Origin of the sequence: Caulobacter soli (assembly GCF_011045195.1) — a bacterium.
Taxonomy (GTDB): Bacteria; Pseudomonadota; Alphaproteobacteria; order Caulobacterales; family Caulobacteraceae; genus Caulobacter; species Caulobacter soli.
On the sequence record NZ_CP049199.1, the window covers coordinates 3,754,408 to 3,773,277 of the forward strand.

Annotated in this window: 20 protein-coding genes and 1 other RNA gene; 5 read left to right on the plus strand and 16 right to left on the minus strand. The window is 67.9% G+C overall.

Going from position 1 to position 18,870, the window contains the following annotated elements; genetic code table 11:
• Positions 1-11: 11 nt before the first annotated feature.
• The 8 genes from mraY to rnpB all read right to left on the minus strand — a co-directional run bounded on the left by mraY (position 12) and on the right by rnpB (position 8,279).
• Entirely contained in the window at positions 12-1,127 is a 1,116-nt protein-coding gene (gene mraY, locus G3M62_RS17585; RefSeq protein WP_165189314.1) for a phospho-N-acetylmuramoyl-pentapeptide-transferase, read from the minus strand.
• Positions 1,127-2,515 carry a UDP-N-acetylmuramoyl-tripeptide--D-alanyl-D-alanine ligase gene (locus G3M62_RS17590; RefSeq protein ID WP_165189317.1) on the minus strand — a complete coding sequence of 463 codons (1,389 nt, stop codon included), beginning with the start codon at positions 2,513-2,515 and terminating at the stop codon, positions 1,127-1,129. Before G3M62_RS17590 ends, mraY begins: the two co-directional genes overlap by 1 nt.
• A complete protein-coding gene (locus G3M62_RS17595; RefSeq protein WP_165189319.1) occupies positions 2,508-3,965 on the minus strand; it encodes a UDP-N-acetylmuramoyl-L-alanyl-D-glutamate--2,6-diaminopimelate ligase in 1,458 nt (485 codons plus the stop codon). The genes G3M62_RS17590 and G3M62_RS17595 overlap by 8 nt, the downstream gene beginning before the upstream one ends.
• Entirely contained in the window at positions 3,962-5,716 is a 1,755-nt protein-coding gene (locus G3M62_RS17600; RefSeq protein ID WP_165189320.1) for a peptidoglycan D,D-transpeptidase FtsI family protein, read from the minus strand. The genes G3M62_RS17595 and G3M62_RS17600 overlap by 4 nt, the downstream gene beginning before the upstream one ends.
• Positions 5,713-6,159 (minus strand): cell division protein FtsL, encoded by a 447-nt coding sequence (gene ftsL / locus G3M62_RS17605; protein ID WP_165189322.1) that lies wholly within the window; start codon positions 6,157-6,159, stop codon positions 5,713-5,715. Before ftsL ends, G3M62_RS17600 begins: the two co-directional genes overlap by 4 nt.
• Positions 6,156-7,100 carry a 16S rRNA (cytosine(1402)-N(4))-methyltransferase RsmH gene (gene rsmH, locus G3M62_RS17610; protein ID WP_165191356.1) on the minus strand — a complete coding sequence of 315 codons (945 nt, stop codon included), beginning with the start codon at positions 7,098-7,100 and terminating at the stop codon, positions 6,156-6,158. The genes ftsL and rsmH overlap by 4 nt, the downstream gene beginning before the upstream one ends.
• Before the next feature lie 14 nt (positions 7,101-7,114).
• Positions 7,115-7,582 carry a division/cell wall cluster transcriptional repressor MraZ gene (locus G3M62_RS17615; RefSeq protein ID WP_165189324.1) on the minus strand — a complete coding sequence of 156 codons (468 nt, stop codon included), beginning with the start codon at positions 7,580-7,582 and terminating at the stop codon, positions 7,115-7,117.
• A 316-nt stretch (positions 7,583-7,898) separates the two neighbouring features.
• Positions 7,899-8,279, minus strand: an RNA gene (gene rnpB / locus G3M62_RS17620) — RNase P RNA component class A.
• A 95-nt stretch (positions 8,280-8,374) separates the two neighbouring features.
• Here rnpB and G3M62_RS17625 point away from each other — a divergent pair.
• A complete protein-coding gene (locus tag G3M62_RS17625) occupies positions 8,375-8,620 on the plus strand; it encodes a type II toxin-antitoxin system Phd/YefM family antitoxin (protein WP_165189326.1) in 246 nt (81 codons plus the stop codon).
• Positions 8,617-9,003: a type II toxin-antitoxin system VapC family toxin gene (locus tag G3M62_RS17630; RefSeq protein WP_165189329.1), complete on the plus strand. Its 387-nt coding sequence runs from the start codon at positions 8,617-8,619 to the stop codon at positions 9,001-9,003. The genes G3M62_RS17625 and G3M62_RS17630 overlap by 4 nt, the downstream gene beginning before the upstream one ends.
• Here G3M62_RS17630 and G3M62_RS17635 read toward each other — a convergent pair.
• The 3 genes from G3M62_RS17635 to G3M62_RS17645 are packed head-to-tail and all read right to left on the minus strand — an operon-like array spanning position 8,993 to position 11,219.
• Positions 8,993-9,604: an FMN-binding negative transcriptional regulator gene (locus tag G3M62_RS17635; protein ID WP_165189332.1), complete on the minus strand. Its 612-nt coding sequence runs from the start codon at positions 9,602-9,604 to the stop codon at positions 8,993-8,995. The genes G3M62_RS17630 and G3M62_RS17635 overlap by 11 nt on opposite strands.
• On the minus strand, positions 9,604-10,329 hold the full coding sequence (locus tag G3M62_RS17640; RefSeq protein WP_165189335.1) for an N-acetylmuramoyl-L-alanine amidase: 726 nt from the start codon (positions 10,327-10,329) through the stop codon (positions 9,604-9,606). The genes G3M62_RS17635 and G3M62_RS17640 overlap by 1 nt, the downstream gene beginning before the upstream one ends.
• The gene (locus G3M62_RS17645; protein WP_165189338.1) at positions 10,326-11,219 is read right to left on the minus strand and encodes a DMT family transporter; all 894 of its coding nucleotides are present in this window, start codon (positions 11,217-11,219) and stop codon (positions 10,326-10,328) included. The genes G3M62_RS17640 and G3M62_RS17645 overlap by 4 nt, the downstream gene beginning before the upstream one ends.
• Before the next feature lie 165 nt (positions 11,220-11,384).
• Here G3M62_RS17645 and G3M62_RS17650 point away from each other — a divergent pair, with 165 nt between their 5' ends.
• Positions 11,385-12,866, plus strand: a complete 1,482-nt coding sequence (locus tag G3M62_RS17650) for a flavin-containing monooxygenase (protein ID WP_165189342.1) — start codon at positions 11,385-11,387, stop codon at positions 12,864-12,866.
• Between the two features lie 4 nt (positions 12,867-12,870).
• On the opposite strand, the gene G3M62_RS17655 is transcribed toward G3M62_RS17650, so the two are convergent.
• Together G3M62_RS17655 and G3M62_RS17660 are read right to left on the minus strand one after the other, a co-directional pair.
• Complete coding sequence (locus G3M62_RS17655) at positions 12,871-13,521, minus strand: DUF3052 family protein (protein ID WP_165189346.1); 651 nt, start codon at positions 13,519-13,521, stop codon at positions 12,871-12,873.
• Positions 13,522-13,524: 3 nt separating this feature from the next.
• A complete protein-coding gene (locus tag G3M62_RS17660) occupies positions 13,525-14,334 on the minus strand; it encodes a crotonase/enoyl-CoA hydratase family protein (protein ID WP_165189349.1) in 810 nt (269 codons plus the stop codon).
• A gap of 311 nt (positions 14,335-14,645) precedes the next feature.
• Here G3M62_RS17660 and G3M62_RS17665 point away from each other — a divergent pair, with 311 nt between their 5' ends.
• Both G3M62_RS17665 and G3M62_RS17670 read left to right on the plus strand, forming a co-directional pair.
• On the plus strand, positions 14,646-14,999 hold the full coding sequence (locus G3M62_RS17665; protein ID WP_165189352.1) for a response regulator: 354 nt from the start codon (positions 14,646-14,648) through the stop codon (positions 14,997-14,999).
• A gap of 51 nt (positions 15,000-15,050) precedes the next feature.
• Positions 15,051-15,662, plus strand: coding sequence for a pyridoxamine 5'-phosphate oxidase family protein (locus G3M62_RS17670; RefSeq protein ID WP_165189356.1), 612 nt, complete (start codon positions 15,051-15,053; stop codon positions 15,660-15,662).
• A 4-nt stretch (positions 15,663-15,666) separates the two neighbouring features.
• Here the strand turns inward: G3M62_RS17670 and G3M62_RS17675 are convergent, their stop codons facing one another.
• The 3 genes from G3M62_RS17675 to fliX all read right to left on the minus strand — a co-directional run bounded on the left by G3M62_RS17675 (position 15,667) and on the right by fliX (position 18,690).
• Positions 15,667-17,496, minus strand: a complete 1,830-nt coding sequence (locus tag G3M62_RS17675; RefSeq protein WP_165189359.1) for a DUF885 domain-containing protein — start codon at positions 17,494-17,496, stop codon at positions 15,667-15,669.
• A gap of 161 nt (positions 17,497-17,657) precedes the next feature.
• A complete protein-coding gene (dksA, locus tag G3M62_RS17680) occupies positions 17,658-18,086 on the minus strand; it encodes an RNA polymerase-binding protein DksA (protein WP_012287706.1) in 429 nt (142 codons plus the stop codon).
• A 175-nt stretch (positions 18,087-18,261) separates the two neighbouring features.
• Positions 18,262-18,690, minus strand: coding sequence for a flagellar assembly regulator FliX (fliX, locus tag G3M62_RS17685; RefSeq protein ID WP_165189362.1), 429 nt, complete (start codon positions 18,688-18,690; stop codon positions 18,262-18,264).
• Positions 18,691-18,870 lie beyond the last annotated feature (180 nt).

Here is an 18,870-nt window from a genome sequence, read left to right on the forward strand (position 1 = left end):
CTCGCCCTCTCCTATCTCAGCTTCAGGGTGGCGAGACCGACGAAGCTGAGCATCATCGACACGATCCAGAAGCGGACCACGACGGTGCTCTCAGCCCAGCCCAGCTTCTCGAAATGGTGGTGGATCGGCGCCATCAGGAAGACCCGCTTGCCGGTCTTCTTGAAGTAGGCGACCTGGATCATCACGGAGAGCGCCTCGGCCACGAACAGGCCGCCGACGATGCCAAGCACCAGCTCGTGCTTGGCGCAGACGGCGATCGCGCCCAGCGCGCCGCCCAGGGCCAGCGAGCCGGTGTCGCCCATGAAGATCTTGGCCGGCGGGGCGTTGTACCAGAGGAAGCCCATGCCTCCGCCGATGATCGCGCCGCACACCACCGCCAGTTCGCCGACGCTGGGCACGTAGTGCAGGTTCAGGTAGTCGGCGAACTTCACGTTGCCGACCAGGTAGGCGATCAGGCCGAAGGTCGAGGCGGCGAACATCACCGGCACGATGGCCAGGCCGTCCAGGCCGTCGGTCAGATTCACGGCGTTTGAGAAGCCGGCGATCGTGATCGCGGCGAAGGCGACGTAGAACCAGCCCATATTGATGACCAGGTTCTTCAGGATCGGGAACACCACCGAGGTTTCGAGCCCCGCCGTGGTCGGCGACTTCGGCGCGAAGATGATCAGCACCACGGCCGCCAGGATCGAGACGATGAACTGGGCGACCAGCTTCTGGCCGCTGGAAAGGCCGGCGGTCGTCTGCTTGGTGACCTTGGCGTAGTCGTCCATGAAGCCCAGCACGCCGAACGCGGCGGTGATGCCCAGCACCACCCAGACGTGGACGTTGCGCAGGTCGGCGAACAGTAGCGAGCCGACGAACAGGCCGGCCAGGATCATGAAGCCGCCCATGGTGGGCGTGCCGGCCTTCTCGGTGACGTGACGGGCGATGCCGTCGGTGCGGATCGGCTGGCCCTTGCCCTGCTTGGCCTTCATCCAGCGGATGAAGCGCGAGCCCATGGCCACGGCCACGACATAGGCCGTCAGCATCGACATGCCGGTGCGGAAGGTCAGGTACTTCAGCAGGTTCAGCACCGGCAGGTGCTCATGCCCGCCGCGCGAGAGCCACTCGTAGAGGAAATACAGCATCAGCCCTGTCCTTCGAGGTCGAGCGCGCCCAGGGCGGCCGCGACCGTCCCCGCTCTCGATCCGTTCGAACCCTTCACCATCACCACGTCGCCCGCCCGCATCGCCGAGACGACCTGAGGCGCGAGCTCGGCGGCGTTCTGGGCGTACCCGCCCCGCCGAGTCGGCGGAAGCGCTTCCCATAAAGATTTCATTAACGGACCGGCGCAGAACACCAGATCGATGTCGGTGGCGGCGATGGGGGTCGCCAGGTCGCCGTGGAAACGGGCGCTCTGCGGGCCCAGCTCCAGCATGTCGGTCAGGACCACGATGCGACGGCCGGCCACGTGGCGCGCGCCCAGGGTGGCCAGGGCGGCCTGCATCGAGACGGGATTGGCGTTGTAGCTCTCGTCGACCAGGGTGAAGGTCCCGCCCGGGATCCTGACCACGCGCTCGGCGCCGCGGCCCTCGATCGGCTCGAACTCGGCCAGGGCCGCCAGGGCGGTCTCGCGGTCGACGTCCAGGGCCTCCAGCATCAGCAGCACGCACAGGCTGTTGAGCCCCCAGTGCACGCCGGTCTGCAGGATCGGGAAGTGCACGGTCTCGCCGCGCAGTTCGGCGGTGATGGTCGCGCCGTTCACGCCGGCGGCGAACACCACGAGCCGGGCGGTGACGCCCTCGCCCGTGCCGAAGCTCCAGACCTCGGCGCCGGCCTTCTCGGCCTCGGCCTTCAGCAGCGGGAACCACGGATTGTCGGCGTTCAGCACCGCCACGCCGTTCGGCTCCAGTCCGGCGAAGATCTCGGCCTTGGCGCGGGCGACGCCCTCCTCGCCGTCGGCGAAGTTCTCCAGGTGCACCGGGCCGACGGTGGTGATGGCCACCGCGTGCGGGCGGATGAAGTTCGACAGCGGGACGATCTCGCCCCCGTGGTTCATGCCGACCTCGAACACCGCCCGCTGGGTGTCGCGCGGCATGCGCGCCAGGGTCAGGGGCACGCCGATATGGTTGTTGTAGGACTTGACCGAGGCGTGGGCCTTGCCCGCGCGGCGCAGGCCAGCCTCGACGGCGCGGGTGACGCTGGTCTTGCCGACCGAGCCGGTCACCGCGCCACGCCGGGTTTGCGGGGCGCGCTTGCGAGCCGCGACGCCCAGGTGCTCCAGCGCCGCGAAGGTGTCCTCGACCAGCACGGCCGGTACGGCGACGGGCTTGGAGATCAGGGCTCCCGCCGCGCCCTTGTCGGCGGTCTGGACGACGAACTCATGCCCGTCCCGAGCGCCCGTGAGCGCCACGAACAGGTCGCCGGGCTCGATGCTGCGGCTGTCAATCGACACGCCGGTGGCCTCGAAGTCGGCCAGCACCTGGCCGCCGGTGGCGGCGGCGATCTCATCGGCGGTCCAGAGGACGTCAGACATGGACGGCCTCCAGCGCCTGAGCGGTCTCGGTCACGTCGTCGAACGGGTGGTTCACGCCAGCCACCAACTGGCCCTGCTCGTGGCCCTTGCCGGCCACCACCAGCACGTCGCCATCGACCAGCAGGGCCGCGCCGGCCCGGATGGCCGCGCGGCGATCGCCAAATTCTCGCGCGCCCGGCGCGGCGGCCAGGATGGCGGCGCGGATCAAGGCGGGCTCTTCGGAACGGGGATTGTCGTCGGTGACGATGGCCACGTCGGCCAGGCGCGCGGCGATCTCGCCCATCAGGGGACGCTTGCCGCGATCGCGATCGCCGCCGGCCCCGAACACCACGATCAGCTTGCCGCGGGTATGGGGACGCAGGGCGGCCAGCACCGTCTCCAGGCCGTCCGGGGTGTGGGCGTAGTCGACATAGGCCTCGCCGCCGTTCGCGCCGGTCCCGACCCGCTGCAGCCGGCCGGCCGCGCCTTCCAGCGTGGCCAGGGCGGCGATGGTCGCGTCCAGATCCTCGCCGGTGGCCAGGACCAGGGCGGCCGCGACCAGGACGTTGGAGGCCTGGAAGTCGCCGGCCAGCGGCAGCAGCACGTCGAACTCGCGGCCCTGGGCGGCGATCTTCAGGCGCTGGCCTTGCGGCACGGGCGTGCGCTCGATCAGGCGGAGCCCCTGCCCTTCGTGGCCGACCGACAGAATGGTCTGGCCCGAGGTGACCGCGGCCGAGGCGAAGGCCGGAAAGGCGTCGCTGTCGGCGTTCAGCACGGCGGTCCGGGCGCGCGGCAGCAGGGTCTCGAACAGCCTCAGCTTGGCCGCGCGGTAGGCGCCCATGGTGCCGTGGTAGTCCAGGTGGTCCTGGGTGAAGTTGGTGAAGCCGGCGGCGGCCAGGCGCACGCCGTCCAGGCGGCGCTGGTCGATGCCGTGCGACGAGGCCTCGACGGCCAGGTGGGTCACGCCCATGCCCGCCAGCTTGGCCATCATCTCGGCGACGTCGGCGGCGTCCGGCGTGGTCAGGCCCGGCGGGGTCAGTTGCTGGTCGGGAACGCCGGGCGCGCTGACCACGACGCCCAGGGTGCCCATGCTGGCGGCCTTGTGACCGAGGCGCGCGTAGATCTGGCGGGCGAAGCCGGCGACCGAGGTCTTGCCGTTGGTGCCGGTCACCGCGATGCAGGTCTCCGGCTGCGCGCCCCAGAACTGGGCGGCGGCCAGGGCGTAGGCGCGGCGCGGGTCGCCGGCGTGAACCACCGGAACCGACAGCGCCTCGACGTCGTCAGGGGCCAGAACGGCGGCCGCGCCCGAAGCGATGGCGCCGGCGATGAACTCGCGGCCGTCGACCTTGCTGCCCGGCAGGGCCGCGAACAGAAAGCCTTCCCGCACCTTGCGGCTGTCGGCGGTGACCCCTGTGATCACGGGATCGACCGCGCAGGGCCGGTTCAGGATCTGCGAAAGGGTCTTGCTCAAAGTCCCGCCTCCGGAGCGGCTTGTGGCTGCTGGGCCACGGTGAAGATGTCGCTCTGGCGCTTGACGCCCAGGAACGGCGCGATGCGGTCGATCACCCGGCCCGCGGCCGGCGCCGACACCCAGCCGCCGGTCGAGAACCCGTGCGTCTTGGCGTTGCCCTTGGGCTCGTCCATCAGCACCAGCACGAAGTAGCGGTCGGCCTCGAGCGGACCGTCGGTCGGGAACACCGCCGCGAACGACGAGACCTGACGCTGGTGGTTATAGCCGCGAATGGCCGGGTCGTACTTCTCGCCGGTGCCGGTCTTGCCGCCCACCGACAGGCCCGGAATGTTGGCCGACTTGCCGCTGCCGCCGGTGACGTTGGCGCGCATGATCTGCAGCATCTGCTGCGAGGTCTCTTCGGAAACCGCGCGCGGGCCTTCCGGACGCACGCCCGGCGCCAGCTTGTGGATGGTCAGCGGCTGCAGCGTGCCGCCGTTCAGCAGCGCGCCCATCGCCTGGGCCAGCGCCAGGGGCGAGACGTTGATGCCGTGGCCGAACGAGGTGGAGGCCACCGCGTCGTCGTCCCACTTCTTCGGGGTCAGCGGACGGGCGGATTCCAGCAGCTCGACCTTGGCCGGCTTGGTCAGGCCCAGGGCGTTGAAATAGCGGCTCAGCCGCTCGCCGCCGATCCGCTCGGCCAGGATGGCGGTGCCGATGTTGGACGAATGCTGGAACACCTCGACCAGGGTCAGGATCTTCTTGGCCGCATGGAAGTCGTGGATCGTGCGATAGCCCAGCTTGAACGGCTCGCGGGCGTCGAAGGTCGAGGCCGGGGTCGCCGCGCCGGTGTCCAGGCCGATCGCCACGGTGAAGGCCTTGAAGGTCGAGCCCATCTCGTAGACCGAGGCGGCGGCGTGGTTGGTCATCTGCTCGCTGGACGCCAGGTCCAGCCGGTTGGGATCGTAGTCGGGGAAGCTGGTCATGCCGAGGATCTCCCCGGTATGGACGTTGGTGACGATGCCGACGGCGTCCTTGGCCTGGAACTCGATGGCGGCCTTGCGGACCTCGTCCTCCAGGGCGGCCTGGACGCGCAGGTCGATCGACAGCGGGATCGCGCCGTCCGGCCCCCTGGCCGAAGCCTCGCGCACGTCCTTGTCCAGGGCCTTCTCGGCGCCCGACAGGCCCCGGCCGCCCTTGTCGACGAAGCCGATGAAGTGGGCGGCGCTGGCGCCCAGCGGATACATCCGGGCCGCCTGCTCCTCGAACTCGACGCCGGGCAGGCCCAGGTCGAAGATCGCGTCCTTCTCGGCCGGCGTCATGCCGCCGACCAGGAAGCCGCGCCGGTCGGCGAACACCACCTGGTCCAGGCGCTTGGCCGGCACGTCCGGCAGAGCCTTGGCCAGCGCCTTGCGCGTGGCCTTGGCGTCCCAGACGTCCTTGGGATTGATGTAGAGGGCGTAGTGGGTCAGGTCGACGGCCAGCAACTGGCCGTTGCGGTCGACCAGGTCGCCCCGCGCCCCGTCGGTCGAGGCCAGGTAACCGTTGCCGCCCACCTTGGAAAACACCGCCGCCCAGGTGGCGCCCAGGGCCAGCACGGTGAAGGCCAGGCCGAAGATGGCCATGACGAAGAAGATGCGGATGCGGGTGTCGTCTTCCGGACGCGCGGCGGCGCGCGAGCGCTCGAAGGCGTGCTCCAGCCGCCAGACCCGTTCGATCAGCCAGCGCCAGGCCGCGGGCGCGCCGCCGGGGGCGAGGTTGGACAGGCTCATCGCGGAGCCTCCCCGGACGCCGGCTGGGGCGGCGGATAGTCGTCGGGCGTGGCTTCGGGCGCCTCGCCGGCCGCGACGTCGTTGTTCGCCGCCGCCGTCGGCGAGGCCGGAGCGTGGGCGACGGGGGCGTGGCGCGCCACGTCGATCAGGGCGTCCTCGGTGGTCTCGTGCTCGGGCCGGATCGGGGTCAGCTGCAGTTGCTGGGCCAGCTGCTCGATGCGGCGCGGCTGCTCCAGATAGGCGACCTCGGCCTTGAGCAGGCGCACGCGAACCTTCTCGTCGACGATCTGCTGCTCGACCGAGGCGATCTGGGCCCGCTCGCGGCCGGCGAAGGTCTTGGCCATGTAGACGCCCAGGACCAGGACCAGCAGGATGATCAAGCAGACCAGCTCGACGACCCGAAAGCCCCGCACGCGGCGGTCGAAGATGCTCGACAGGCTCATGCCGCGCTCCAGACCGGAGCGGTCGTGCGCACGGCGGCGCGCAGCTTGGAGGAACGGGCGCGCGGATTGACCGCCAGCTCGGCCTCGCCCGGCGCGATGGCCTTGGACGAGATCAGCTGGAAACTGGACGGCGCGCCGGCTTCGACCGGCGGCAGGTGACGCGACCCGCCCGGCGTGCGGCCGGCCCGCTCGGCCAGGAAGTTCTTCACGATGCGGTCTTCCAGCGAGTGGAAAGTGACCACCGCCAGGCGGCCGCCCGGCTTCAGCACGCGCTCGGCGGCGGCGAGGCCGGCCTCCAGCTCGTCCAGCTCGGCATTGACCGCGATCCGCAAGCCCTGGAACGAGCGGGTGGCGGGATGCACCTTGGCGCCCTTGCGGCCGCCCAGGGCGCGCTCGATCACATGCGCCAGGTCCAGGGTGCGGGTGAACGGCCGCTCTTCCCGACGCTTGATGATGAAGCTGGCGATGCGCCGCGAGGCGTGCTCCTCGCCATAGACATAGAGGATGCGCGCCAGCTCGGTGTGGTCCAGCTCGTTGACCAGGTCGGCGGCGGACGGGCCGTCGGCGCCCATGCGCATATCCAGCGGGCCGTCGCGCATGAAGGAAAAGCCGCGCTCAGCCTCGTCGAGCTGCATGGAAGATACGCCAAGGTCCAGAGTCACGCCGTCCACCGACGCATCCTCGAAATACTCGGTGATTTGCGAAAAGCGGTCCTGAATCAGGCGAAAGCGACCATCCGCCGCGGAAAACTCGACGGCAAAGCGCTGCACGCTGGGATCGCGGTCGAAAGCCGTGACCGAAGCGCCCGTCGCCAGGATGGCGCGTGTGTAGCCGCCGGCTCCAAACGTGCCGTCGATGACCAGGTCGCCGGGCCCGGACGCCAGGGCGCCGACCACCTCGTCCAGCAGGACGGAGACGTGCGGGGCGCCGGGCTCGCGGATGGGTTCGAGATCGCTCACGCCACGCCCCCGATGCGGGCGGTGCGTTGCTGGGCGCGCATGGCGGCCAGGCCGTCGCGGGCCAGGTCGCGCTGGGCGGCGCGGTGGGCCTGGAAGGCTTCGCGCGACCAGATCTGGAACCGCTCGCCCAGGCCGACCACCGCCACCCAGTCGGTCAGGCCGAACATCTCGCACAGGGTGTCAGGCAAGGTGATGCGGCCGGCGGTGTCGAACGACAGCCGCGCCATGCCGCCCAAGACGCTGGTTTCCAGGGCCGAACGCAGGGGATCGCCGAACGGCAGCTCGTCGATCACGCCCTGGTAACGGTCAAACAGGCTCTTTCCGCCAGCCTCGAGGCAATCGGCTTCGATGGAGGGGAAGCAGAAGATCCCGTCGAACGGACCCGAGAGCGCGGCGCGGAAGTCCTGCGGCACGACGATGCGCCGCTTGCTGTCCAGCTGCTTCTCGAACGTCGAGAGAAACACCCCACTACCCCTGTTGAAAAGCCCGCCGCCGGACGCCCTGCCACGATCGCTCCGGCAGAAGTGGGTTAACATGGGATTGATTGGGATACAATGACACCAACACCCGTTTTGCCGCCAAAACAAAGGTGTCGCGGGGCGTCTTCACAGACCGCCTGAATCTATCCACAGAACATACAAGGAACCTGTTAAGACTTCGCGCGCGCTAGACTCGGCGCGCGGCCTTGCAGGCTTGGGATTGGGCGGCTCAGTTACCGCCATTGTGGGGATAAGTGGGGCTCAAACCCACTTTCGCGGCCCCGCCCGAGGGCGGAGCGAATGGACCAGATGGTCTGTAAGCCGGGTTCTGTCTGACGCCCTAGAGCGCGAGACGGCCATTCCTCTGGACCGCCCATCGCTGGACGGTTCTCGCGACCTACCCGGACCCTCTCAGCCAGTGACGGCCTATCCGACGCGAGGCCGGCGCGGGGTCCCTATTCGGTCTTGCTCCAGGCGGGGCTTGCCATGCCGTCCCTGTTGCCAGGTCCGCGGTGGGCTCTTACCCCACCCTTTCACCCTTCCCGCCCCGAAGGGAGGAGGTTTGCTTTCTGTGGCGCTATCCCTGGGATCGCTCCCGGCGGGCGTTACCCGCCGCCTTGTCACCGTGGAGCCCGGACTTTCCTCGACACCACAAGGATGCCGCGGCCGCCCGACCATCTGGTCCGGGACGGTGTTTGACGGCAGCGAGAGCTCTGGTCAATTGAAGATCGATAAGAAACGGACTAAACTAAGTGAACTTAGTCCACCGAGGCCACCATGCGCACGGTCAATATCCACGAAGCCAAAACTCACCTCTCCCGCCTAGTGGAGCAAGCCGCCGATGGCGAAGGCTTCATCATCGCCAAGGCCGGCAAGCCGATGGTGAAGGTGATCGCCCTCGACATGACAGAAGCCCAACCAATCCGTCGTCTCGGGTTCATGGAAGGTGAGTTCACCGTCCCGGACGATTTCGACACTATGTTCGCCGACGAAATCCTGGAGATGTTCGAGGGCAAAGAGTGATCCTGCTTGCGGACACCCACATCCTGCTTTGGGCCGCCCTGGAGCCCAACCGTATCCCAATACAAGGCAGGCAACTGCTGGAAGCCGAAGACAACCAGCCCCTCTTCAGCGTGGCCAGCCTATGGGAGATCAGCATCAAGCACGCCCAAGGCCGCGCGGATTTCACTGTTGATCCCCGGCGGCTGTATCGTCAGTTGCTTAAGAACGGCTGGCAAGAACTCGCCATCTCCACCGAGCACGCGCTGGCGGTGCTCACCCTGCCTCCGCTTCATAAGGACCCCTTCGACCGCCTCTTGGTAGCGCAAGCAACTGTCGAGGGGGCTAAGTTGCTGACGGTGGATCGCCAATTGAGCGAGTACGGCGGACCGATCCTCAGTCTCTAATCGCCGCTCGCATCAGCTCCGCGACCGGATGATCACCCAGCGCGGCGACCACCCCGGCGCGCTCGGCCTCGGCCTTGTTCTGACCCAGCTTGAAGGTCCCCTCCAGCCGCTCGACGCTCAGCCGGCAGCCAATGATGCCGCGCATCATGGCCTCGAAGCGGCCCGGGCTCATCTTGTCGCGGGTCCAAGGCGCCTTGGGCAGGAGGCGCGCCTCTTCCTGGGCCGACAGGTCGTCGAGCAGGGCGACGAACTCCGCGTCGCTGAGCGGCGCGACCAGGCCCTCGGCCTCGGCCGAGACGTAGTTCCAGGTCGGGACCTGATCTTCGCTGCCGTACCAGTCGGGGCTGACATAGGCGTCCTGGCCGGTCGCCAGGGCCACGGCGCGGAAGCCCTGAACCACGAACGGCGCCAGGGCGTTGCCGCGCGACAGATGGAAGTCCAGCACGATCTCGCCGAAGTCCAGTTCGCGGATCACTACCGGGGCCTGGGCCACGAAGGGCCGGCCGCCTACAGCGCCCGCCAGGGTCACGAACGGATGGGCGGCGATGAAGGCCAGCAACGTCACGCGATCATGGACGTGGAACGGCTTGGCCGGATGCATCAGCTCGCCGCCCGCAGCAGGGCCACCAGGCGCGCGCGGGTCTCGCCGTCGGCGACGCCGTCGAAGCGGGTCTGCAACCAGTGGCGCTGGAAGGCGGCGACCACGGTCTCGGTCCACTCGTCGTACTGGCCCGACGGCGCGCAGTTGTAGCCCAGGCGGGTCAGGCCGGCCTGCAGGGCGAAGACGCCAGTCCCCTCCTCGCCCCGGCCCAGCGGCGCGCCGGGCGACGGCGGCGGCTCGACCCACAGGCCGTGGCCGGCGTCGGCCAGGCGCTTCCACGGGAACAGTTCGCCCGGATCGATCTTGCGGCCGGGCGCGATGTCGGAATGGCCGATGATCATGTCGTCGTCGATCATCCAGCGCGTGCGGATGTCGGCCAGCAGGTTGATGACGGCGGCGATCTGGGCGTCGGGAAAGGCGCGATAGCCGAACTCGTGGCCGGGATTGACGATCTCGATGCCGATCGAGGCCGAGTTGATGTCCTTGACGCCCTTCCAGAACGCGGCCCCGGCATGCCAGGCGCGACGCTCCTCGGGCACCAGGCGGAAGACCCGGCCGTCTTCCTCGACCAGATAATGGGCCGAGACCTTGGCCTCGGGGTCGCACAGCCGCGCCAGGGCCGCCTCGCCGGTCTCCATGCCGGTGTAGTGCAGGATGACGCAGTCGGGCACGGCCTTGCGCGCGTCGAAGTTCGGCGACGGAGCGTCGATCACGGGCGGCGTCATTGGAAGCGGTTCCTCGTCAGCATCAGCAGCGGCGTCACCTGGTTCTTGCGCAAGGCGATGATCAGCACCCCCACTAGCGCGAGCAGCGTGCCGATTCCCATCCGCACGTCGAAATGATCGTGCGTGATCAACACGCCCAGGCCAATGGTCATCAGCGGAGTCATCAGGGTGAGCGGCGCGATCAGGTTGGCGTCATGGCGCTGGATCAGGCCGTAATAGGACGTGTGGGCCACGACCGAAACCACCAGGGCCGAGAACACCACCGCCGCCACGAACGGCCAGCCGGCGTGGACCGCTAGGCCGAAGCCGCCCGGCTCGAACAGGCCGCTCAGCGCCGCCAGGGGCGCGACCGCCGTGAACCCGACCCAGGCCTGGAGCTGCAGCGGCCTGACCCCTTCGATCTGCTTCATCATCACCGCGCCCAGCGAGCCGGTGAAGGCCGACCCGACGATGAACCACAGGCCCGGCGACAGCTGCAGCCCGTGCGGGTTCCACATCACCACCACCGCGCCTGACAGGGTCAGCACGATGCCCAGGCCGCGCCGCCAGCGAACCTTCTCGCCCAGCAGCAGCACCGACAGGATCGTCGTGAATGGCACGGCCAGTTGGACGACCACCGCGGCGGTCGAGGGCGAAGCGGTCTTGAAGCCCATGAACAGCAGGGCGAAGTTGCCCAGCCCCAACAGCAGCCCCACCACGACGATCCGCCAAGCCGGGCGCGGCGCGGGCAGCAGCCACGGCAGGGTCACGGCCGCGACGATGGCGAACCGCACCGCCGCGTAGAACAGCGGCGGCACGCCCCAGTGAGCGACCACGATCTTGGAAACGATGTTGTTGCAGGCCCAGACCAGGCAGACCAGGACCAGCACGCCGAAGTCGCGCAGAGACATGGGAACGACCGATACGCGGGGCCGGTGAAGGTTTGCAATCAAAACCGAAGACCCGTTCACGACGCCGCGGTTGACGGATCGTCTAAACGGTCGTTTGCTGGTGATCAGCGTTCACATACATAAGCGTCCGGACCACCGGACCGGGTGAACCAGGGTGGAAGCACGATGGCCATCGAGCATTTCGACGTACTGATCGTGGGCGCGGGCCTGTCGGGCATCGGCGCGGCCTACCACCTCAAGCGCGACTGCCCGAAGAAGACCTACGCCATTCTCGAGGCCCGGGCGGCGATCGGCGGCACCTGGGACCTGTTCCGCTATCCGGGCATCCGATCCGACAGCGACATGTACACCCTGGGCTACGCCTTCAAGCCTTGGCGCGAGGCGAAAGCCATCGCCGACGGCCCCTCGATCCTCAACTACGTTCGCGAGACCGCCGCCGAGCACGGCATCGACCGGAACATCCGCTACGGCCACAAGGTCCGGCGCGCCAGCTGGTCGTCGGAGACCGCGACCTGGACCGTCGAGGCCGAGCACGACGGCAAGACCGTCAAGGTCACCTGCAATTTCCTGTCGATGTGCAGCGGCTACTACAATTACGAGGCCGGCTACACGCCCGACTTCCCGGGGATCGAGCGGTTCAAGGGCCGGATCGTCCACCCCCAGCTCTGGCCCGAGGACCTGGACTACGCCGGCAAGACGGTGGTGGTGATCGGCAGCGGCGCGACCGCCGTGACCCTGGCGCCGGAAATGGCCAAAACCGCCGGCCACGTCACCATGCTGCAGCGCTCGCCGACCTATGTTGTCTCGCGGCCGGCCGAGGACGGGGTCGCCAACTGGCTGCGCGCCAAGCTGCCGGGCAAGCTGGCCTACGACATCACCCGCGCCAAGAACGTGCTGTTCCAGATGCTGTTCTTCAACATCGCCCGCAAGAAGCCGGAGAAGACCAAGGAGCGGCTGCTGGGCCTGGTGCGCGACCACCTGGGGCCCGACTACGACATCGAGACCCACTTCACGCCGCGCTACAATCCCTGGGACCAGCGGCTGTGCCTGGTGCCGGACGCCGACCTGTTCGCCTCGATCAAGGCGGGCAAGACCTCGGTGGTCACCGACCATATCGAGACCTTCACCGAGACCGGCCTGAAGCTGACCTCGGGCCAAAGCCTGGACGCCGACATCATCGTCACCGCCACGGGGCTGCGCATGCAGCTGCTGGGCGAGATGGAGGTGCTGGTCGACGGGCGGAAGATCGCGCCGCACGAGACCACCAGCTACAAGGGCATGATGTTCAGCGACGTGCCGAACCTGTCCTCGACCTTCGGCTACACCAACGCCAGCTGGACCCTGAAGGCCGACCTGACGGCCGAATACATGTGCCGCCTGCTCAACTACATGGACCGCACGGGCACGCGGATCTGCACGCCGCGCCTGCCCGAAGGCGAGATGGAGATCGAGCCGTGGCTGGATTTCTCGTCCGGCTACGTCCAGCGCGCCCTGAAGATCCTGCCGCGGCAAGGCGCCAAGACGCCGTGGAAGGTGCACCAGAACTACGCCAAGGACCTGGTGGCCCTGCGCTACGGCAAGGTCGACGACGGGGTGATGGAGTTTTCGAAGGTCAAGGCGGTGACCAAGGCGAAAGTCGCGGCTTAGCGACCTAGTCCTCGTCGAACCCCTCGTCCTCATCATCAACCGGCGCGGCCTTCACCGCCGCCCCGCCCTTGCGTTTCACGAAGCGCAGCGCCGTGTGCGTCTTCGAGAACGCGCAGACCTTCGTGTCGACCAGCCCCCGCTCCCGCGCCGCGCCCAGGATCTCGGCGTCCTTCAGCGGCGCGCCCTTGCCCTTCTGGGCGACGATCCAGATCGCGCCCTTGGCCGCCAGCCCGCCGGCCAGGTCTTCGAGCTGGTCGAAATCGGCCAGGTCCTCGACGCCCAGGAATAGCAGGTCGATGTCCTCATAAGCCTCGACCGGCTCCACGCGGTTCGACAGCTCGTCCAGGAACTCTGGATCGTCGATCCCCTCGACCACCACCGTCTGGCCCGCCTTGACGCCCAGCTTGTCCAGCCGGCCCGGCGGGTTCTGGATGGCGTGCAGCCACTTGGCCGCCTCGCCGGGTTCGAGGGTGAAGCGGGTGCCGTCGGTCAGCACCAGGTCGGCGCCCTCGACCTTCAGGTCGCGCAGGGCATGGCCCTGATAGATGCCGCGCACCGCCCCGCGGAAGATCAGCTTGGGTGGCTCCCACAACAGCTTGCCGTCGCTCTCGCCGTCCGACAGCTGCCCCCAGACGCCCTTGGCCTCCTTGCCCATGACCTAAGCGCCCTTGAACGTCGGCTGACGCTTCTCGAGGATGGCGTCGACGCCTTCCATGTGATCCTCGGTGTGGTGGGCAATGGCCTGGGCCGCCGCGCTCATCTCCATCAGCGTGTCGTAGCTGGAGGTCTGGCCGTGCTTGAGCAGGCTCTTGGCCATGCGCAGGGCGTGGGGCGGCTGCTGGGCGATGCGGTTGGCCAAGGCCAGGGCCTCGTCCATCAGGGCGTCGGCCGGCACGGCCTTGCTGATCAGACCCCAGGCCTCGGCCTTGGCCGCGTCGATGACGTCGCCGGTGAACAGCAGCTCGGCGGCGCGGCTCATGCCGATGGTGCGCGGCATCAGCCACGCCCCGCCGTCGCCGGGGATCAGGCCCAGCTTCAGGAAGGTGACGCCGAACTTGGCGGTGTCGGCGGCGATGCGGATATCGGTCATGCAGGCCACGTCGCAGCCCAAGCCGATGGCCGCGCCGTTAACCGCCGCGATGGACGGGACCTCCAGGCCGTAGATGGCCCGCACCACGCGGTGGATGTTCTTGCGGTAACCGTCGCGCACCTTGACGCCGTTGCCGCCGAACGCCCCTTCGCGGGCCTTCATCGCCTTGACGTCGCCGCCGGCCGAGAAGGCCCGGCCCGCGCCGGTCAGGATCACGCAGCGGATGTCCTGGTCGTCGTTGATCGCCTCGCAGGCGGCCGCCACCTGGTCGCCGTCGCCCGGCGCGCCCAGGGCGTTCAGGGCGTTGGGCCGGTTGAGGGTGAGGATGGCGACGTGGCCGCGCTTCTCGGTCAGGATCAGGGGGGCGTCTTGCGACATGCGGCGGGCTCCTGCTGTTTTGATCTGCATAGCGCAAATCGGCCAGGGAGAGGCAAGAGACCGACGCTCGACGGACCGCGTTCTATAAACTAAGGTAAAACCCTGACTTCGTCCCAGATAGACAAGACCCTGCGCTTCCTATTGTGATCACACACAACACCTGGAAGAACTTGTGCGATGATAACAAGACGCAACAGCGGCCCTGCGACATTTTAGACAAGCTGAACCGTAAAAAGCGTTAGCGCAGAAGAGAATCATAGGCTTCTACTAACCCCAGGGACGATTTTGAAAAGCGGTGGCGTGCAGTGCTCATGTCCCACAGACATGCTTTGATCATCGAGGATGAGATCCTCATCGCTATGGAAGTCGAGGCCCTGCTCGGTGAGCAAGGATTCGATAGTTTCGACATAGCGGAAAGCCCTCAGGAAGCGCTCGACTGCGCCCTGAAGCGGCCGCCCGATCTGATCACCGCGGACTATCGCATCATCGGCGGCACGGGCGTGGAAGCGGTCACCGCGATCCTGGCCCGGCTGGGACCGATCCCGGTGGTCTATGTGACCGGCAACGCCGACCAGCTGGGCGCCCGCACGCGCGCCGTGGTTGACAAGCCGATCTCGCCCCATCGCCTGGCCGAGGCCTGCGCCATCGTCCAGGCCGGCGCCTAGGCTTTCGGTTACGACACCCGCTATGCTGGCGGCCCTGCAAGGGAGCCGTCCATGATCGTCGACAGCCTGGAAGCGCTCGAAGCCCTGTACACGCCGGCTCCGGTCCCGGCCTCGACCGTCAAGGTCACCGACCGGATCACGCCGCACTATCGCGCCCTGATCGAGGCCTCGCCGTTCCTGGTCCTGGCCACCGTCGGCCCCGAGGGCCTGGACTGCAGCCCGCGCGGCGACCAGCCCGGCTTCGTCCGCATCCAGGACGAGCGCATGCTGATCCTGCCCGACCGGCGCGGCAACAACCGCATCGACAGCCTGCGCAACGTGGTCCGCGATCCGCGCGTGGCGCTGATGTTCCTGATTCCGGGCTCGGGCACGACTTTCCGGGTCAACGGCCGGGCGGTGGTCAGCGCCGATCCCGACCTGCTGGAGAGCTTCGCGGTCGACGGCAAGGCGCCGCGCACCTGCCTGGTGGTCACCGTGGTGGAGGCCTATTTCCAGTGCGCCCGCGCCATCGTCCGCTCGGGCCTGTGGAACGCCGAAAGCCAGGTCGATCCCCGATCCTTGCCCACGCCCGGCGCCATGCTGGCGGCGATGAGCCAGAACACGGTCGGCGGCGAGAGCTACGACAAGGCCTGGCCGGAACGGGCGGCGGCCTCGCTCTGGTGAGCAACTAGGCCTTCCCGGTCGCCACGTAGCGGTCGATCACCTCGCCCAGCACGGTCAGCGGCACGCCGCCGGTCGAGACCACCGCGTCGTTGAAGTCGCGCAAGTCGAACTTTCCGCCCATCCTGGCCTTGGCCGTCTCGCGCAGGCGGACGATCTCGGTGTGACCCACCTTGTAGCCGCAGGCCTGGCCGGGATTGGCGCAATAACGGTCGACCTCGCTGGTCATGGCCGGCCGCGCCCGGCCGGTGGTGGTCACCAGATAGTCGATGGCCTGTTCACGGGTCCAGCGCTTGTGGTGCAGGCCGGTGTCGACCACCAGCCGCGCGGCGCGGAACTGCTGGGCCTGCAGATAGCCCAGTTGGCCCAGGGGATCGCCGTCGTAGAAACCACCCTCGTCGGCCAGTTGTTCGGCATACAGCGCCCAGCCTTCGACGAAGGCGTTGAAGCCCATCAGCGAGCTGATCAGCGGGATCTGGCTGGACCGCTCGGCCAGGTACGCGCCCTGCCAGGCGTGGCCGGGAATGGCCTCGTGCGTGGTCAGGGTCGGCAGGGTGAACTTCGGCCAGTTCCCGATGTCCTGCAGGTTGATGTAGTAGATCGCCGGCCGCGAGCCATCCAGGGCCGCGAAGTTCATGTAGCCCTGCGGCGCGCCGGCCTGGATCTCCTTGGGCACGGCCTTGACCCGCACGTCGGCCTTCAGCCCCAGGCGCGACAGCTTGGGCATCAGCAACCGGATGGCGGCGATGCGATCGTTCAGATAGGCCAGAAGCTCGGCCCGGCCGGCGTCGGTGTCGGGATAGAGGTAGCGCGGATCCTTGGTCAGGGCCGTGACGCGCTCGCCGACGCTGCCCTGGGTCAGGCCCTGGGCCTTGAGGATCGGGTCCATGCGGGCGGCGATGGCCTTGCCCTGCTCCAGGCCCATGGCGTGGATGGCGTCGGCCGACAGGGTGGTGGTGGTGCCCACGCGCAGGGCCCAGGCGTAGTATTCGTCGCCCTTGGGCAGCTTCCAGACGCCGGCGTCGGCGGCGGCCTTGGCGCGCGCCGCCTTCAGGGCGGCCAGTTGCCGATCGAGCGCCGGGAACACCGCGCTGGCGACGATCTTGGTCTCGGACGCCGAGGGATCGGCCAGCCCCTTGGCCTTGGCCCGCTCGGCCAGCGAAGCGACCAGCTGGGTTTTCTCGGCGGGCTGGCCGCGCAGTTCGGTCAACTGGGCGATGGCGGTGTCGAGGATGAAGGCCGGCGGGATCACTCCGGCCGCCGCGTCCTCGCCGATCCGCGCGGTTTCCTGGTCCAGCACCCGGGCGAAGGCGTCGGTGCGGGCCAGATAGGCCTCGACGTCGGCGTCGGTTTCGATGGCGTGCTGCGAGTTGAGGAATTCGGGAACCTGCGAAACCGCGCCGCTCTGCTGGGTCACCACATAAGGGTTGCCGCCGTCGACGCCGTACGAGAAGGCCCCGCCCTCGACCGTCAGGGTCTGGGCGGCCAGCACCGTGTCGTGGATCGTCAGGTCGTGGGGATTCAGGCTCTTGGGATCGATGGCCGACAGGCGCTTCACGCGATCGGCGCTGGCGGCGACCTGGGCCCGGCGGTCGGCGGTCGAAGCGCCCGACAACTTCGACTTCAGCCCGGCCCGCGCGCCCTTGTCCAGGCCCAGATAGGTGGCGGTCTCTGGCGAGTCGGTCAGCATCTTGTCGACGAAGACGTCCAGCAGGGCGGCCAGCTTCGGGTCGGCGACGGGCCCGGTCGCGGCGGGCGCGGCGAAGGCGGCCGCGAAGGGCGCCAGCCCGGCGGCGGCCGTGCTGGTCGCCAGGAGGTGACGGCGGGTGATGGTCATGGCGGAATTCCCCAGTCGCGGCGGTCCTCCCCGCGGCGAGAATTTCAGCAAATCACCTCAACCCGGCGCTGGGAATAGCCGAAACGAAAACGGCCCCGCCGTGAGGCGGGGCCGCTCGAAACACATTCAGCCAAGTTTGGCAGTCGAGGTCGGTGAAAACCTCAGTCGTCGCGGTGAACCCGCTCCCGACGTTCGTGACGTTCCTGGGCTTCCAGGCTGAGCGTCGCAGTGGGCCGCGCGTCCAGTCGAGCCAAACCGATCGGTTCGCCGGTTTCCTCGCAGTACCCGTAGGAACCGTCCTCGACCCGACGCAACGCCTGGTCGATCTTCGAGATGAGTTTTCTCTGACGATCCCGGGTGCGAAGCTCCAGCGCCCGATCAGTTTCCGACGACGCACGATCGGCGAGGTCGGCATGGTTTTCAGTTTCAGCTTGCAGGTGGGAGACCGTTTCGCGAGATTCGCGAAGGATCTCTTCTTTCCAAGCCAGGAGCTTTTGCTTGAAGTACTCAAGCTGACGCTCGTTCATGAAAGGCTCGTCGTCCGACGGACGATACGAGTCTGGTACCTTAAGAACAGTGGCCGTTTGCATTAACGCCTCACGCCCCGATGAACTCCGCCCTGGTCAGGCCGGGTGCTTATACCAAAACGATAGCCCGGTTCAATGAACGTCGCATGAGCCGCGCGTTCACCGCGGTGCACGGATATCGCGATTCTGGGGATACCCAGTGAACCGTGTTCTTTAACATCCAGTTTCATTCGCGATTTCAACCCAGTCGAGCCTGCTCGAGCTTGGCCGCCTCAACGGCGGCTCGGGTCTCGATTTCGTTCAGAATGGCTTCCAGCTTCGGATCGTCGGTCGACTCGCGATGCTGGCGCACGGCGTTCTTGAGCTGGGACAGCGTGCCGGTCGACACTTCGCCGTCCAGGGTGGCCAGCTTCAGGGCGTCCAGCAGATCCAGCAGGCCGCCGGCTCGCTTCACAGCCCGCCGCTTGCGCTCCATCGGATCCATGTCGGCCTGCAGGGCCAGCAGGGCGTCGAGCGATCCCACTCCGGCCACGCCGCCCGCCTGGGCGACTCCCGAAGCGGCGCTGGCGCCGCCCACCGAAGGCAGGGAAAACCCTGATCCGCCACCCGTCGGTTTGGCCCGCGATGCGCCAACCGCGCCCGCGCCTCCCGTGCTGGAAACCTTCATGACGAAACGCTGCTCCGACGACGAAACAAGGGAGTCATCCCATCCCCGTTAACCACATTTTGCTGGGGTGCGCTTGCGGTATGGTTAATGCCGGGCAGAATCTGCCGAACCAGAATGTCGCAGGCAGAAATTCGCCGCGTTTCGACTGATTTCATTGAACTTTTTCACTCACTTGAACTG

Bases quoted from the DNA above. Each gene is read 5' to 3' on its own strand.
- G3M62_RS17670 (WP_165189356.1), top strand. From the start codon at position 15,051: ATGATCGTCGACAGCCTGGAAGCGCTCGAAGCCCTGTACACGCCGGCT.
- G3M62_RS17600 (WP_165189320.1), bottom strand. From the start codon at position 5,716: ATGAGCCTGTCCAACCTCGCCCCCGGCGGCGCGCCCGCGGCCTGGCGC.
- G3M62_RS17590 (WP_165189317.1), bottom strand. From the start codon at position 2,515: ATGTCTGACGTCCTCTGGACCGCCGATGAGATCGCCGCCGCCACCGGC.
- G3M62_RS17645 (WP_165189338.1), bottom strand. From the start codon at position 11,219: ATGTCTCTGCGCGACTTCGGCGTGCTGGTCCTGGTCTGCCTGGTCTGG.
- fliX (WP_165189362.1), bottom strand. From the start codon at position 18,690: ATGAAGGTTTCCAGCACGGGAGGCGCGGGCGCGGTTGGCGCATCGCGG.
- mraY (WP_165189314.1), bottom strand. From the start codon at position 1,127: ATGCTGTATTTCCTCTACGAGTGGCTCTCGCGCGGCGGGCATGAGCAC.
- G3M62_RS17650 (WP_165189342.1), top strand. From the start codon at position 11,385: ATGGCCATCGAGCATTTCGACGTACTGATCGTGGGCGCGGGCCTGTCG.
- G3M62_RS17655 (WP_165189346.1), bottom strand. From the start codon at position 13,521: ATGGGCAAGGAGGCCAAGGGCGTCTGGGGGCAGCTGTCGGACGGCGAG.
- G3M62_RS17635 (WP_165189332.1), bottom strand. From the start codon at position 9,604: ATGCATCCGGCCAAGCCGTTCCACGTCCATGATCGCGTGACGTTGCTG.
- G3M62_RS17675 (WP_165189359.1), bottom strand. From the start codon at position 17,496: ATGACCATCACCCGCCGTCACCTCCTGGCGACCAGCACGGCCGCCGCC.
- G3M62_RS17660 (WP_165189349.1), bottom strand. From the start codon at position 14,334: ATGTCGCAAGACGCCCCCCTGATCCTGACCGAGAAGCGCGGCCACGTC.
- G3M62_RS17640 (WP_165189335.1), bottom strand. From the start codon at position 10,329: ATGACGCCGCCCGTGATCGACGCTCCGTCGCCGAACTTCGACGCGCGC.
- ftsL (WP_165189322.1), bottom strand. From the start codon at position 6,159: ATGAGCCTGTCGAGCATCTTCGACCGCCGCGTGCGGGGCTTTCGGGTC.
- dksA (WP_012287706.1), bottom strand. From the start codon at position 18,086: ATGCAAACGGCCACTGTTCTTAAGGTACCAGACTCGTATCGTCCGTCG.
- G3M62_RS17665 (WP_165189352.1), top strand. From the start codon at position 14,646: ATGTCCCACAGACATGCTTTGATCATCGAGGATGAGATCCTCATCGCT.
- G3M62_RS17625 (WP_165189326.1), top strand. From the start codon at position 8,375: ATGCGCACGGTCAATATCCACGAAGCCAAAACTCACCTCTCCCGCCTA.